11 protein-coding genes and 1 tRNA gene are annotated in these 15,626 nt (G+C 61.6%); all 12 read left to right on the plus strand.

What is annotated here, in order from left to right; translation table 11 throughout:
• The first annotated feature begins 73 nt into the window (after positions 1 to 73).
• The 12 genes from cysS to DPV79_RS21300 all read left to right on the plus strand — a co-directional run bounded on the left by cysS (position 74) and on the right by DPV79_RS21300 (position 15,479).
• A complete protein-coding gene (cysS, locus tag DPV79_RS21250; protein ID WP_059493278.1) occupies positions 74 to 1,471 on the plus strand; it encodes a cysteine--tRNA ligase in 1,398 nt (465 codons plus the stop codon).
• A 43-nt stretch (positions 1,472 to 1,514) separates the two neighbouring features.
• Positions 1,515 to 2,342 carry a DNA-3-methyladenine glycosylase family protein gene (locus DPV79_RS21255; protein WP_059493276.1) on the plus strand — a complete coding sequence of 276 codons (828 nt, stop codon included), beginning with the start codon at positions 1,515 to 1,517 and terminating at the stop codon, positions 2,340 to 2,342.
• 103 nt (positions 2,343 to 2,445) lie between these two features.
• Positions 2,446 to 3,417, plus strand: a complete 972-nt coding sequence (locus DPV79_RS21260) for an acetyl-CoA carboxylase carboxyltransferase subunit alpha (protein WP_006478433.1) — start codon at positions 2,446 to 2,448, stop codon at positions 3,415 to 3,417.
• Positions 3,418 to 3,463: 46 nt separating this feature from the next.
• Entirely contained in the window at positions 3,464 to 4,885 is a 1,422-nt protein-coding gene (gene tilS, locus DPV79_RS21265) for a tRNA lysidine(34) synthetase TilS (protein ID WP_113046387.1), read from the plus strand.
• A 343-nt stretch (positions 4,886 to 5,228) separates the two neighbouring features.
• A complete protein-coding gene (locus DPV79_RS21270; protein WP_113046388.1) occupies positions 5,229 to 6,482 on the plus strand; it encodes an aspartate kinase in 1,254 nt (417 codons plus the stop codon).
• Positions 6,483 to 6,592: 110 nt separating this feature from the next.
• Positions 6,593 to 6,686 (plus strand) — tRNA-Ser (locus DPV79_RS21275).
• A gap of 249 nt (positions 6,687 to 6,935) precedes the next feature.
• Complete coding sequence (locus tag DPV79_RS43085; protein WP_208866738.1) at positions 6,936 to 8,069, plus strand: AlpA family phage regulatory protein; 1,134 nt, start codon at positions 6,936 to 6,938, stop codon at positions 8,067 to 8,069.
• A gap of 178 nt (positions 8,070 to 8,247) precedes the next feature.
• Positions 8,248 to 9,897, plus strand: coding sequence for a YfjI family protein (locus tag DPV79_RS21285; RefSeq protein ID WP_165843540.1), 1,650 nt, complete (start codon positions 8,248 to 8,250; stop codon positions 9,895 to 9,897).
• A 457-nt stretch (positions 9,898 to 10,354) separates the two neighbouring features.
• Positions 10,355 to 10,621 carry a hypothetical protein gene (locus tag DPV79_RS42175; protein WP_133295691.1) on the plus strand — a complete coding sequence of 89 codons (267 nt, stop codon included), beginning with the start codon at positions 10,355 to 10,357 and terminating at the stop codon, positions 10,619 to 10,621.
• Positions 10,622 to 11,464: 843 nt separating this feature from the next.
• The gene (locus DPV79_RS21290; RefSeq protein WP_165843541.1) at positions 11,465 to 12,673 is read left to right on the plus strand and encodes an inovirus-type Gp2 protein; all 1,209 of its coding nucleotides are present in this window, start codon (positions 11,465 to 11,467) and stop codon (positions 12,671 to 12,673) included.
• Between the two features lie 265 nt (positions 12,674 to 12,938).
• A complete protein-coding gene (locus DPV79_RS21295; protein WP_113046391.1) occupies positions 12,939 to 14,240 on the plus strand; it encodes a hypothetical protein in 1,302 nt (433 codons plus the stop codon).
• A gap of 1,050 nt (positions 14,241 to 15,290) precedes the next feature.
• Entirely contained in the window at positions 15,291 to 15,479 is a 189-nt protein-coding gene (locus DPV79_RS21300; protein WP_113046392.1) for an SEL1-like repeat protein, read from the plus strand.
• The last annotated feature ends 147 nt before the right edge of the window (positions 15,480 to 15,626 follow it).

Consider the following 15,626-nt stretch of genomic DNA (forward strand, 5'->3'; position numbering starts at 1 on the left):
CAGATGGTCCGTCCGTTTCACACGCTGGGCGAGCTTCGCCAGGGCGGTTTCCTTCGGCTCACGGTTCATCTCTATGGAATCACTGCGCATCTACAACACGCTCGCGCGTGACAAGCAAGTTTTCGTGCCGCGCCAGCCCGGCGAGGTGCGGATGTACGTATGCGGAATCACCGTATACGACTATTGTCACGTGGGCCACGCGCGCATGCTGGTCGTGTTCGACCTCGTCCAGCGCTGGTTGCGTGCGATCGGTTACCGGGTCACGTATGTGCGCAACATCACCGACATCGACGACAAGATCATCCGCCGCGCGGTCGAGAACGGCGAGACGATCAAGTCGCTGACCGACCGGTTCATCGGCGCGATGCACGACGACGAAAGCGCGCTCGGCATCCAGCGGCCCGACATCGAGCCGCGTGCGACGGCGTTCATTCCGCAGATGCTCGGCATGATCGAGACGCTCGAGACGAACGGTTACGCGTATCAGGCGACCGACGGCGACGTCAACTACTCGGTGCGCAAGTTCGCGAACTACGGAAAGCTGTCGGGCAAGTCGCTCGACGATCTCCGCGCGGGCGAGCGCGTCGCCGCGAACGACGCGAAGGAAGATCCGCTCGACTTCGTGCTGTGGAAGCGGGCGAAGCCGGAAGATCCGGAAGGCGCGTCGTGGGCGTCGAAGTACGGGATGGGTCGCCCGGGCTGGCACATCGAGTGCTCGGCGATGGGCTGCACGCTGCTCGGCGAACATTTCGACATCCATGGCGGCGGGCAGGACCTGCAATTCCCGCACCACGAGAACGAGATCGCGCAGAGCGAAGGCGCGACCGGCCAGACGTTCGTCAATTACTGGATGCACAACGGCTTCGTGCAGGTCGACAACGAGAAGATGTCGAAATCGCTCGGCAACTTCTTCACGATCCGCGAAGTGCTCGAGCGCTACGACGCGGAAGTCATGCGCTTCTTCATCGTGCGCACGCACTACCGTTCGCCTCTCAATTACAGCGACGTGCATCTCGACGATGCGCGCGCGTCGCTCACGCGCCTCTACACCGCGCTGAAGGACGTCGAGGCCGACACGCTGGCGCTCGACTGGAACGAGCCGCACGCGCAGCGTTTCGCGGCCGCGATGAACGACGACTTCAACACGCCGGTTGCAGTGGCGACGTTGTTCGAGCTGGCGGGCGAGGTGAATCGCACGCGCGACGCATCGCTCGCGCGGCAACTGAAACAGCTGGCGGGGCTGCTCGGCCTGCTGGGCCGCGAACCGCGCGCGTTCCTGCAGCAGGCGTCGGGTGCCGCGCAGGCGGGCGGGCTCGCCGCCGACGAGATCGAAGCGAAGATCGCCGCGCGCGTCGCGGCGAAGCAAGCGAAGGACTATGCCGAAGCGGACCGGATCCGGGCGGAACTGCTCGAGACCGGTATCGCACTTGAAGACAAACCGGGCGGATCGACCGAATGGCGTCGCGTATGAGCGCGGTGCGTTCCACTGACCGATCCGTCAGGTAGGAGGCAAGATGGCAACGGCCAGAAAAGCGCCGGTCAGGCGCGCGACCCCGGTCGCCGCGCGTCCGGCAGCCAAGCGCGTGCCGCCGGTGAAGACGGACGCGACGCGCGCCGTGCCGAACGGCGCGCTCAACGGTCATGCGCAGCCCGCGGCCGCGCAGCCGGCCGCCGATGCGGCCCGCAAGGCCCGTGCGTCCGAAGCGGACGGCGAGGAGGTGGTCGTGCGTCCTGCTTACTGGGACAAGGCATGCGCCGACCTCGTCAAGCGCGACCGGATCCTGAAGAAACTGATTCCGAAGTTCGGTCCCGCGCATCTCGTGAAGCGCGGCGACCCGTTCGTCACGCTTGCGCGCTCGGTCGTCGGCCAGCAGATTTCGGTGCCGTCGGCGCAGTCGCTGTGGGCGCGCATCGGGGATGCCTGTCCGAAACTCGCGCCGCAACCGGTGATCCGGCTCGGCGCGGACAAGCTGATCGCGTGCGGGCTGTCGAAGCGCAAGACGGAATACATCCTTGATCTCGCGCAGCATTTCGTGTCGGGCGCGCTGCACGTCGACAAATGGACGTCGATGGACGACGAGGACGTGATCGCGGAACTCACGCAGATCCGCGGCATCAGCCGCTGGACAGCCGAGATGTTCCTGATCTTCAACCTGTCGCGGCCGGATGTCCTGCCGCTCGACGACCCGGGCCTGATCCGCGCGATCAGCGTCAATTACTTCAGCGGGGAACCCGTCACGCGCAGCGAGGCGCGTGAAGTCGCGGCCAACTGGGAACCGTGGCGCACCGTCGCGACCTGGTACATGTGGCGCAGCCTCGATGCGCCCGATGCCGACGCCTGAGCGGCGGCTATCGGGTTTTAAACATCAATAGTTGAGAGCCGGTTTTGAGCGTCGCCCGCGCGGGTAGAATACGCGCTGCCGCAAGACCCAAGGATTCGAACACATGAAGACCACGTTTCTGGATTTCGAACAGCCGATCGCCGAACTCGAGGCCAAGATCGAAGAGCTGCGATTCGTGCAGGACGACTCGGCTGTCGACATTTCGGAAGAAATCGAGCGGCTGTCGAAGAAAAGCCAGCAACTGACGAAAGACCTCTACGCGAACCTGTCGCCGTGGCAGGTTTCGCAGATCGCGCGGCATCCGCAGCGCCCGTACACGCTCGATTACGTCGCGGAACTGTTTACCGATTTTCACGAGCTGCATGGCGACCGCGCATTCGCGGACGACCTGTCGATCGTCGGCGGTCTCGCGCGCTTCGGCGGCCATCCGTGCATGGTGATCGGTCACCAGAAGGGCCGTGACACGAAGGAGCGCGCCGCGCGCAACTTCGGGATGCCGCGTCCGGAAGGCTATCGCAAGGCCGAGCGCCTGATGCGTCTCGCCGAGAAGTTCGGGCTGCCGATCTTCACGTTCGTCGACACGCCGGGCGCGTACCCGGGCATCGGCGCGGAAGAGCGCGGCCAGTCGGAGGCGATCGGCCGCAACCTGTACGTGATGGCCGAGCTGAAGACGCCGATCATCACGACGGTGATCGGCGAGGGCGGATCGGGCGGCGCGCTCGCGATCGCCGTGGCCGACACCGTGATGATGCTGCAGTTCTCGACCTACTCGGTGATCTCGCCGGAAGGCTGCGCGTCGATCCTGTGGAAGAGCGCCGCGAAGGCGCCGGAAGCCGCGGAAGCGCTCGGCCTGACCGCGCACCGCCTGAAGGCGCTCGGACTGATCGACAAGATCATCAACGAACCGCTCGGCGGCGCACATCGCGATCCGAAGGGCATGGCTGCGCTGCTGCGCCGCGCGCTCGCCGATTCGCTGCGCCAGTTCCAGGGCATGAGCATCGATGCGCTGCGCGAGCGCCGCTTCGAGCGCCTGATGGCCTACGGCAAGTTCAAGGAAACCACGCCGGGCGCATGACCGCCCGCGTGTTCAATACGCGCGCCGCTGCGCGCGCGTTCCTCTCGTGATCCCACCGACCGAATTCTCCGCCGACCGCGTCGTCCTCGACGCGGTCGGCGTTGCGCTTTCCGGCATGCCGCCCGATGCGCGCATCGCGATCGCGTACAGCGGCGGCCTCGACTCGACGGTGTTGCTCGATGCGGCCGTGCGCGTCGCGGGCGCGTCGCGCTGCGTCGCACTGCACGTGCATCACGGGCTGAGTGCGAACGCCGACGCCTGGGTTGCGCATGCCGAGGCGAGCGCGGCCGGGCTCGGCGTCGCATTCGAATCGATGTGCGTCGACGTGCCGCGCGACAGCGGCCTCGGTGTCGAGGCGACGGCGCGCGAGCGGCGCTATGCGGCGCTCGACGAGATGTGCGAACGCCACGGCGCGGCCGCGCTGTGGCTCGCGCAGCATGCGGACGACCAGGCCGAGACCGTGTTGCTGCAGTTGTTGCGCGGCGCGGGGATCGCGGGGCTTGCCGCGATGGCGCCGCGTTACCGCCCCGACGGCGTGAGCGTCGAGCGCGTGCGCCCGCTGCTGCGATTGCTGCGCGCGCAACTCGAGCGTTATGCGGCGCAGCGCGCGCTCGAATGGATCGACGACGAATCGAACAACGACACGCGTTACGCGCGCAATGCGCTGCGCATCGACGTGCTGCCGGCGCTGGCCGTGCATTTTCCGGGCTTTCGCGACGCGCTGGGCCGCGCGGCCCAGCACGCGGCCGCCGCCCAGCGGTTGCTCGACGATCTGGCTGAACTCGACTTCGCCGTTGCCGCGCGCGATGACGGGCAGGCGCTGTCACGCGATGCACTGGTTGCGTTCGACGATACGCGTGGCGCGAACCTGCTGCGCTTCTGGATGCGCCGGCTCGGTTTGCCGGGCGCGTCGGCCGCCCGGCTCGCCAACATGATGCGGCAGTTGCGTGCCGCACACGATGCCCATGCATTGCGCGTCGATCACGCGGGGCAATGCTTGCGGCTTTATCGCGATGTCGTCTACTGGGAAGCGGGCGACAGCAGCGAGCCGGCCGACGACGGCACCGGCACGCCCCATCCGGACGCATCGCTCGCGTGGGACGGGCAGGAGGTCTGGCACCTGCCGGGGTGGCGCGGCACGTTCGTGTTCGCGCCGGCCGACGCGGCAAGCCCCGATGCGGTGCCGGAGGCGCTGCTGCGCGGCGCGCGGCTCGTGGCGCGCGCCCGAGCGGGCGGCGAGCGGATGCGCACGTCGCCGGGCGGGCCGGGCCGCACGCTGAAGAACCTGTTCCAGGAGCGCGGCGTGCCGGCCTGGCAGCGCGACGTACCGCTCTTGTTCGTGAGCGAGCGGCTGATCTACGTGCCGCGGCTCGGCGTCAATCGCGATGTCGGCGCGTACGGCAGCGAGGCGGCCGGCGACGGCGCCTGGCGCCGGATCGAATGGCGTCCCGACCTGCTGATCGCGTAACGGCGGGCAGGCTTCCGGCGGCGCGATGGCGCGCGCATTTTCACCATTTGGTAAACAGCGCCGGAACGGCTCCGGACGCGGCGAGCGGCTTGTCAAGCGGGCCTCTATCGGGTACGCTCGGTCGTTTGCTCGGCTCGATTTTTGAGCGATTTGTGCAGGTTTTCCGCGTGACGTACCCGGTTTGCGCGGCCTGATCGGCCTTCCGGGCAAAATCCGTCACGCTTGCGTGTTGCGTCCCAGCCGTCCCCCTCGTCGTCCGTCCACAGCCACAAGCCGCGTGACCGAACGGCTACGCGGCCTGCCCAGCGCGCCCGTGCGGTTTCTCCTCCAGTTCAGAACGACAATGGCACTCATCGTACACAAATACGGCGGCACTTCGATGGGCTCGGTCGAGCGCATCAAGAACGTCGCGAAACGCGTCGCAAAATGGCATCAGGCCGGGCACCAGATGGTGGTCGTGCCTTCGGCGATGTCCGGCGAAACCAACCGTCTGCTCGGTCTTGCGAAAGAGATTTCGAGCCAGCCGAGCCCGCGCGAGCTCGACATGATCGCGTCGACCGGCGAGCAGGTCAGCGTCGGCCTGCTGTCGATCGCGCTGCAGGAAATCGGCGTCGAGGCCGTGAGCTACGCGGGTTGGCAAGTGCCGATCAAGACGGACAGCGCGTTCACGAAAGCGCGCATTCACTCGATCGATGACGAGCGCGTGAAGGCCGACCTGAATGCAGGCAAGGTCGTGATCATCACGGGCTTCCAGGGCGTCGATCCGGACGGCCACATCACGACGCTGGGCCGTGGCGGCTCGGATACGTCGGCGGTGGCGGTCGCGGCTGCGCTGGGTGCCGAAGAGTGCCTGATTTACACGGACGTCGACGGCGTGTACACGACCGACCCGCGCGTCGTCGAAGAGGCGCGACGCCTCGATCGCGTGACGTTCGAGGAAATGCTGGAAATGGCCAGCCTCGGCTCGAAGGTCCTGCAGATCCGCTCGGTCGAATTCGCCGGCAAATACCAGGTGAAGACGCGTGTGCTGTCGAGCCTGACCGATCCGCTGATTACGCTCGACGAAGAAATGCGCTCGGGCACCCTGATTACTTTTGAAGAAGACGAGACCATGGAAAAGGCAGTCATTTCCGGCATCGCGTTCCAGCGCGACGAAGCACGCATTGCGGTGATGGGCGTGCCCGACAAGCCGGGCATCGCGTATCAGATCCTCGGCCCGGTCGCGGATGCGAACGTCGACGTCGACATGATCATCCAGAACCAGAGCGTCCAGGGCAAGACCGACTTCACGTTCACGGTCGGCCGCGGCGACTACCAGAAGGCGATGGACATCCTCACCAACCAGGTGAAGGGCCACGTGAACGCCGAGCAGGTGCAGGGCGATCCGAAGGTGTCGAAGGTGTCGGTGGTCGGCGTCGGCATGCGTTCGCACGTGGGCGTCGCGAGCAAGATGTTCCGCACGCTGTCGGAAGAGGGCATCAACATCCAGATGATCTCGACGTCCGAAATCAAGATTTCGGTGCTGATCGACGAGAAATACATGGAACTGGCCGTCCGCGCGCTGCACAAGGCATTCGAACTCGACCAGGCATCGTGAATTTTTCGTGATGCATTGAAGAAAATGCATCACGGAAATTGACGAGCGGTTCGAAACCCTATATTATTTCGTTCTCGTCGCACTGCCTCCCTGGTGCGAGCGAAAGTTTGGGAGACGTGGCCGAGAGGTCGAAGGCACTCCCCTGCTAAGGGAGCATCTGGGCCAAAACCTGGATCGAGGGTTCGAATCCCTCCGTCTCCGCCAAAAGCGGTGAGAAAGCCCCGTAAGTTCAAGGACTTACGGGGCTTTTTGTTTTTCAGCCCATCAGCAGGCCCATCAACAAGCATTGGCTTGTCCGCTGCCGACCTAGCCCATCGCCCAGGCGATGAAGGGCAGGGTTTCGTTGGCGAACCTGCTGTGCGTGTGTGCGGCCAGTTTCGCTCGGAGCGGGTGTTGGAGCTTCCCGCTCCCTTATACTCGCAGAACTTACGAGAACAATCCAACGGGGTCCAAATGCACGTCCGCGTCGAACTTCCAGCCGGTCCACTCATCGAGTATTTGAGCCTTTGCACGGCCATCGCCGAGGCTGTCCATCCGGCAAGCGCGCGGCACTATCAAGGCATCGAGTGCATCGTCAACAAGATGGTGACGCACCACGTTCCGATGGCTCCGCCCACGCCAAACGAGAAGTGGCCGTTCCCGGTGGAGTTTCAATCCGTACTGTTGTCAGAAGGCGGCCGCACGCTCGATCAACTGCTCCCAGGCCGGGCAGATGCCGGTCAGATGAGCGCTCTCGAATTACCGCTCGAACCGGATCAGCCGCGCCAGATGGTTGAGCTCGCGATGCCATATCGAATCGACGATAACGACCGGCGTGCACTGCAAGAGATTCTGCCCAACCTGCCGCCGCTGCAGTATCCAATTTCGGACGCAGACCAGGCCGCGTTTCTCGACGCCTGGTTTAAGCTGAAGGAGCGTCCGGCATGGGAACCTGTTCTTGTGACGACCGCGTATGTTGAACGCCGCAAGGCAGCGCAGCCGGCGGCTCTGGCCGAGCATCAACAGGCGCTTCAGGACGAGTTCAGGAGCGGCAGAATCGAAGCGTTGAATGGCCACCATGTTCCGGTTCCTGTCTTGATGGGCGGCTGCTTCATTTCGCGGCAGCAGGCAATTGCGTATCTCGAGCGCCGTGGCTTTTCCTACGTCAGCGCGGATACAACTGCGGACGCGGAGACGCGCAGTCCGTCAATAGGGCACGAGGACGAGCGCAAGCAGGGTTCATCGCGCATCGCTGTTCCCGCGCGGAAAAAAACGTTGTCCGCTAGTCAGCGAGTCGATACAGACAACGGTAGGGACAAAAAGCACGCTCACAACGAGCCGGCGGGTTCTGATAGCGCCGCGACAATGCCAGTTTCGGCGGATAACGCAAAAGCAACAGTGGGAAAGATCGCCCGATTGCCGCGTGTCGAAGAGCTTACCGGTTTGAAGCACAGCTCAATCCACAACCGCATGAACAAGCGCTCGAAGTACTACGACCCAACCTTTCCCCAATCCTTCTCCCTTGGAGCCGATGGCGGCGCGGTGGGGTGGGACGAAGAAAAGGTGATGGCATGGGTGGCGGCGCGTGGCGCTACCCGTCCGAAGTAAAATCTGTTGCGTTGTTGGAGAGAGCTACACCGGTACTTTCGCGGTATGGCGAGCATGCCGCGCGTGGGGTCGAAGCTGATAGGAAATGCTGATGAAGGGTGGGGAAGATCAGTTTAAATCGCGAGGCAAGACTGGCGAGACATATAGCTTTGGGACGATCGGAGACTCGGGAGAGTTCATGTCGGCCATTGCGTCGGGTGCTTCAATGTCAGTCTATCCGGCAACGTTCTCAACTGAAGATAGAAAGCCGCCTTTTCCTGACTACGAGCCGCCTGGAGACTTTCCCTGGAGGGCATTGCCCGAAACGATCCGGGGCGCAGTTCTCCAGATTTGCGAAAATGACCGGCTTGCCGTGCCGCTTGCCGTTCAGGCAACGCTGGCGGCCGTTTCCGTCGCCTGCCAGGATCTGATTCTGGTGGATCGGGGCTTTGGGGAGGCGTCGGTCTGCTCGCTCTTCATGCTGGCTGTCGCCGATTCAGGAGCCCGGAAGACGCGGGCGGATAGAGCAGTCACGCCGGTGATCGAGGCTTATGATCGCGACCGTGCATCGGAACACGGGCTGAACAAGGCGGCGCACGAAAACGAGCTAAAGGCGCGTCGCACCAAGGAAAGTGCCCTTGAGCGGACTTATGCCAGCCTCACACGTAAGGTGCATAGCGCGCCGGCCGATAAGGCGGCCGATGCCGAGGAAGCACTGCACAAGGTTGAGCGGATGCTGAGCGACCTGCGAAGCCAGCAGCCGGACATTCCCCAGCCGCGACTTCGGCGAGCTCTGTATTCAAGCATCTCGATACGCGAGCTCGAACGTAGTCTGTGCGAAAACTGGCCGTCGGCGGGCCTGATTTCCAGTGAGGCGGCGGACATCCTGAACGCGCGTAGCGAGTCCGACATGGCGAGGCTCGACCGGCTTTGGGATGGACAGGGCATTGATGTGGTGGGGCGGACCGCGCGCGAGAGCTTTTCGGTCAGTGATCCAAGGCTCACCATGTCCCTCATGGTGCAACCAACTGTCTTTGACCGTTTTGTCCAGCGCAAGGGTGAACTGGCCAAAGGGATCGGCTTCATTCCTCGGACGCTCATCTCGCGGCCTGAAACTCCGTACGGACAGCGGCAGGCCAATAGTTCGGCCCCGCGTTCCACAGTGTGGATTGAAAGGTTCAACCGGCGGGTGGTGCAGCTACTGGATCAGGGGCATGCGGATATCGGCATGCGTGCCCAAAACAGGAAAGTTCTCTATTTCTCGCCAGCGGCGCAACAGTTGTGGAACAGGGACCACGACGATAAGGAAGCGCAGACCGTCGACGGCGGGCGCTATGTGCACGAGCGGGAGTTCGTCAACCGGTACTCGGAGCATGTGGCCAGACTCGCGGCTCTGTTTCATTTCTTCGAAACGAATCAAGGCGCTGACAATGGCGACGCAGGCAAGCTTGAAATTGACGACGACACGGTCAATCGCGCCACACACGTATGTGAGTGGTATTTGAGCGAGTTTAGTCGGATATTCAACCCGGACATGGCGATCGCAGAATGGGCAGATCACGTTCTGCAAAAGCTGAAGGAGCGCCTCGCTGCGAAAAGCCCCGACGGAAAGGTGCCTGATGCGCCGACCATGAGCTACGAGAATATCGAAATCGCTGCAAACACGTTGCGACTCTACTGCACCCGGTTTCACCTGAAAACTGACGTGCCGCGGTTTCGGCTGGCATTGGACTGGCTTCGCGAGCGACAGGTGGTCACTGTCTATGAGAAGAACAACCCGGTGACTCGCAAGCCGACTACAACGGTTCGGCTCAACATAGAGGTGCGGTGGGACGGCTGGAAGCGCTAACGGTCAGTTTCGCCAGAAGTCGTGGTCGGCCGGACGGCGCCGGCTTGAGCCGGTTCATGCTGCGCGTGACCTTGCCGGCTGGCACGCACCTTTCACTCCCTGGCGGCTCGGCGTGACGGCGCCGCCAGAAAGCCATTTCCCCCACCTCTATCCAAAGCAAGCCGCTTTGGTTGCCCTTGCACGCCCAGGTTCATCTTCCAATCTTCTCCAAGCGCAGGCTACGCCGGTAGCACCCGGACCTCGAGTTCGTGTGAGCGTCGACCGTCAAATAAAAAACACAAATCACACGTGGATAAGAAAGCTGCTTCTTTTGCTCTTCATGGAGCAAAAAGAGCAGCTTTCGTTCACCGTGTGGAGGCAGAAAAATGACGAAGACAAGAGGGACCGCTCGTTGGACTGCTAACACCCTCAGGTTCGATTCCTGCCGGACCCGCATCGTCTGATCCCAGTAGGGCCGATGCGTCATGTCGAAGACCTTCCCGTAGCTCCATCTCTTTTCCCTCTCTGCCTGTCGGCGCTCGCCGATCGCGCCTTCTACGCGCAGCGCAACCTGTCCGTCCGCGTCATTGCTTCCTCGCGCCGAGCGTCGTTGTATTTATACAAATCTCGAAAGAACGAAAAAGATCAATTTGGATTCGATTGGATTTGCCTGGCTAAGAATGGAAAGCGTCAATTTCTCCGCATCCTTTTTCAGGCGATTGCCCCGCATTTCCAGTTCGTATAACGTGAAGATTCCGAGTCCCGGTCGGGAGTCTCTTGGCCGGATCTGGATGTTATTTCCCGTGCGTGTTGGAGGATATGCGCGGAAAGGGTGCGATGGTGGTTCCAAATGGATTCGTCAAGATTTTGCGACGTTGTGTAACCCAGTGGAGCAAGCGGTATTGCGGGAGGCGGTTGATATACGAGCTGCGTCGAATCGATACAAGTTGTCTCCGGAACGACACAAATTGCGACCAACGACGGTTTTCGCCCCTGCTCCTCGGGGGCAACTGGCAGATTGCTGAACGCTGACGGCCCGCGACGCTTTGGCCGTCAGCAGCTTGCGTTTCGAGCGCCTGTCTCGGGCACAGGTACGTATATCGCCAGGCAAAGAAGAATTCCCGGTTTGAACCGGGTTATTTATCTAGAAGATCGCGTGAATGGTTGAGTCTTGTACTGCGGGACTTATGGAGCTTATGTAATAGAAAAAGAGTAAATAAGGAAGATAAAGAATATAAGAAGATAGAAGAATGGATCGGTATTGAGCTAGAGCAGAGGGTATTGGTGGTAAGTGGATATAAGGACATTGAGAGCTGACAACAATAGATCGCTCATTGGTAACAATGCATTCCCTGTTATCCACGGTTATATTGCCTAGTGATTCCTGTTCCATACAAGCGCTTAATCATTCATCTACTCCGTGAAAAGGATGAGGGATCAATCGATAGCTAAACGAGAGAAGAGAAGCTGTAAGCAATAAAGGAAGGCGACGAGCATTCGATGCTCTCGCCATGAATCAATCAAACACAACAGCAGGAAGCAGCACTTGTGATGCGCTCCTGCGTAAGAACTTTGACAGGTGATGACCATGTCTTTCGAAGAAGACGATTTCAGCACGGCGTATGAATACATCGACTGGACGACCAACACTGAAGGCACCGTGATCGACGGCAAGGAGAAGACCTGCCTGCGTACGGAATTTGGCCTGCTGCGTCAGATCCTGATCGCGATGGAAGCGATGGTGCGTGAGATCGAGTTCGACAAGCATAGCGTTGGCTTTGACATCAAGACGAATGCCCGCGGCAAGGTGAGCGTGACCTCGAAGGCGAACACGCAGACGATGAAGTACTACTGGACCCTCAAGCCGTTCCTGTGGAATTACGCGCGCTCGGAGCGTCGTGTCTATAGCCCGCACGTGCAGGCTGTTGTCGAAGCGCTCGACGCCGTGGGCTTGTCGTCGTGTGGCTTCCGTTTCGGTGAGCCGGGTGCGCGCGAGTTCAGCATGGGCAAGACGTATGCGGAGCTCTTCAACGCGGTGGTCGCCAAGGTGGGCGAGATCGTTGCGTCTTCAGCATTCAAGGAGCGCGTGCGTGTGCGTAAGCGCAATGCGGCGCGTAACGAGGCGAAGGGGCTGGCGATCGAGCAGAAGGTGTTCGAGAACAAGTCACGCCAGCTCGTGCTGATGCTGCACTTCGGCTACCAGCGAGAGCACCGTGCGGCGATGACCTTCGACGAGATCCAGAAGCACCGCAAGAAGTTCTTCAACAACTGCCGTACGAACAAGCTGCTGCGCGGCATCGTTGACTATATCTGGAAGCTCGAGGAAGGCGACGAGTCCGGTCTGCACCTGCACGTGCTCATCTTCTACACGGCGGATTCGTGCCGCGACGTGTACATCGCCCAGCGGCTCGGCGAATACTGGAACGAAGTTGTGACGGACGGCACGGGCCAGTACTGGAACTCGAACGCCCACAAGGCGTTTCACGAGAAGTACGGTCACGGCGTCGGCACGGGCGAGATCAACTGGGACGATGACGCCAAGCGTGAAGCACTGCGCGAGAACATTCGGTACATGACCAAGGCCGACCAGTTCCTCAAGATGAAATACGGCGAGCACAGCCGCCTGTTCGGCACGAGCCAGGTCGAGGAAAAGAAGAAGTCGGGTCGTCCGCGCGTGGCGAAGCCGAAGGGTAAGGGTGATCCGGCAGGCAGCGCGCATGCGGATTCGTTCGATTCCGAATCGCTCGATGACACGGGTGTGGACGCGGCGAACCTGGATGCGGACCAGAAAGAATAAATCGGGCCATAACAGCTTCGGTGCATCGGGTGGTTGGCAGGGGTGGGCGACGTCTTGTGAAGGCCGTCAGCGGGCTGTAATTGGCTCCTGGCGGTCATTTCGTCGGATGCGGCTTACGCTGCCATGGTCGCTGGCGTTCGCTGCATCGTCAGGCCAGCGCGGCAAGCGCGATAGCGTGCTACGAACTGCTGCGGATGCACTGAAGGGCCAGGTGACGCACCAAGAAGCTTCATCGTGCGGCTGTCGCACGGGAAGGAACAGAACGATGAACAAAATCAATCACAAGCCGGTGGCGGATGATCTGCCGGACACGAGCAACGGCACTGCCGTCGCGATGCCGCGCGTGATGTGGACGATCGCGTTGGCGGCGGCGTTGTTCGCCTCCGCTATCTCGCTGGGGATCAACGTGTACGCAGGGATGCTTCGTGCCGGTACGGTGACGGAGCAAATTTGTACCGTTGCAACGTCGCTCGTGGCGGCGCTCTGCATGTATCTCGCGCCGATGCTCTGGCGGTTCGCGCCGACGCGAGCCCGCGTCGTGCTGGCTGTCCTGTGGCTGCTCGCCGTGGGCGGCGTGCTGAGGGGGCAGGTGGACGTGCTGGCGTTTGCAAATCTGCATGCCGCTGACGAGCGGGCGCAGACGGTTGCCGTCGTCGCGGTACCTTCGGTCGCGACCGGGCCCGAAGGTCGTAACCTGATGGTAATCGAGCAGGACATCGCGAAGGCCAGCATCGATCTGGCACATGTCGACGCTCGTCGCTGCGTGGGCGAGTGCCGGTCTTTGCATATGCGCAAGGCGGAGCTTTCGGCGCAGCTCGCGTTGCTTGATGCCGAGGCGAATGAGGCGAAACGTAGCGCGGCTGAGCAGGACTGGCGGCGCGACCAGGTTAGTCGCGCGCAGGAGCTGCGTGAGTCGCGCCGCGCCGAGCCCGGTACTGCGCTGGTCGCACCGTGGCTCGGTACGACCGAAGCGCGACTGGACCTGCTGATGAATTTCGTGCTGGTAGTCGTGCTTGAAGGTACGGCATGCTACTGCTGGTACTTCGTGGGACTGGGGGCAGTCGCGACTCGTCGCGCGGCAGTCGCAGACGACCGGAATGCGACCACGTTGGAGTCGCAGGCGATCGTGCCGATGCCGGAACTGTCGCAAGATGGTCGCGATGATCGGGACGCGACGCAGGCTGCCCTTGTCGAACCTCCCCCGGTCGCCTTCAGTCGTCCAGTAGTCGCATCCGACCGAAATGCGACTGCGTCGCGACTGGAAGTAGTCGCACCGATACCGAAAGCGCGCCTAGCGGGTCGTGTCGAGCCATCCGCGACTCACGTCGCGACCGTTGCCGAGGGAGAGCTGGTCGCGAGCGACGCCTGTCCCGATCCCCTCATGTCGGATGACGACCGCCGGATCGCGGAGATCCACGAGGCCGTTGTGGCAGGGCGTCTGAAGCGCAATCTCGTATCGATCCGCAAATTCCTCGGATGCGCGCAATCCGAGGCGAGCCGGTTGAACCGCCTGTACATCGAGCGCTTTGACAAGGCGCGCGGGCTGAGGGTTGTGCCAACGTCGTGACTGGCAGCCGAGGGCAACATCGGTCGATATCGATGCGGCCCCAATATAGCCCTTCCAGGCGGTTCGTGACGATCGGGTAATCAAGGGTGCGGCCGGTGGCTGGAACGGCGCTACGGGCCGATTAGGTGCGTCACGCCCCGACCGGCCAGCATGCGAGTGTCCGGCGCCGCCCCACGCGTTCCTGGTGAGGGTTGTGCGTGCTTTTATAGGGCGCATCGCACGCAGTGTCGTTGTGCGAGCAACCTTTGTGCAACGTCAGTGATTTTCCCTTCGGGAGAAATGCTGAAACACACAACGAATTACTTCTGTCCAGACGATAGGGCGTTCACGCCCGATAGTTTGTACAGAAGTAATTCGTAACTCGAAGTAAATTTTTATCGTATCAACTACCAATCATATAGGTCGGGTGATGCGGTTGCATCACCTTCTCTCTCACGCAAATTGCGTGAGGGAACCTACGGAGGGTTTGTGTGTAGTGAGCGAGCGAAGCGAAGCGATCTATTAAAGAGATTATAGTAGCCGCGAGGCGGATGTAATCTCTTCCTTCTTCACTGGTGAGGGGAATTTACAACCCCTCACCAGCATTCTTTTAGAGTTTATAGCAACCGGAGGCGTGTGCCGGAGGTGGATATAAACTCGATTAACCGGGACTTGGCTAGAGGCCAATCCCGGGATACTTTCTTTAGAGCAGGACGATACGAGCCGTTCCTGATGGGCCACCAAGCCCAGCAGGGACGTGCATACGTGACAGTCGACTAAAACATGGGAATTGATGTGTGACGCAATCCGCGATGTCAGCCAGACATACGTCACTATTACTGTTGGATCGCTCCAGTAGTCGGATGTGAATCCGTTGTCGTGATTCCATCTCGTCCAATTCTTACCGCTCAGCTCCATCACATGACCCGCGTCAACACGTGGGGCAGCGTCGCGATCCCTCGTACCTCATCTCAATTCGGTTCGCCGCTGCATTCGTTGTGCGATGCGGCTCGTGCGCTTCGGCGAAGCGAACCCATTACGCATACTTGAGCATTGCCCGTCGATTTTCGAATGGGCTTTCATCTCAACAACGGGATCTCTATCATGTCCGATTATCAGGATGCTCACGATTTGTCGCTGCGTGCTACGGCGGGCGATGCGCAGGCGCAATTCAATCTCGCCGGGCGCTACGCCAATGGCGAAGGCGTCCAGCAGTCGTCGCGCAACGCCGCTTACTGGTACGCGCGCGCCGCCGGCTAGGGGCACGTGCAGGCTCAACAGGAGCTGGCGCACTCCCGAGAAGAGGGGAAGGGCGCGACTTCGATGATGATTTGACAGTCGGGGGCGCAAAGCCGAATTCGTGACGACGGATGTACAGGGCGGCGAGTCTGATCGAGCGGCCGGTGA

This window comes from Burkholderia reimsis (assembly GCF_003294055.1).
Taxonomy (GTDB): domain Bacteria; phylum Pseudomonadota; class Gammaproteobacteria; order Burkholderiales; family Burkholderiaceae; genus Burkholderia; species Burkholderia cepacia.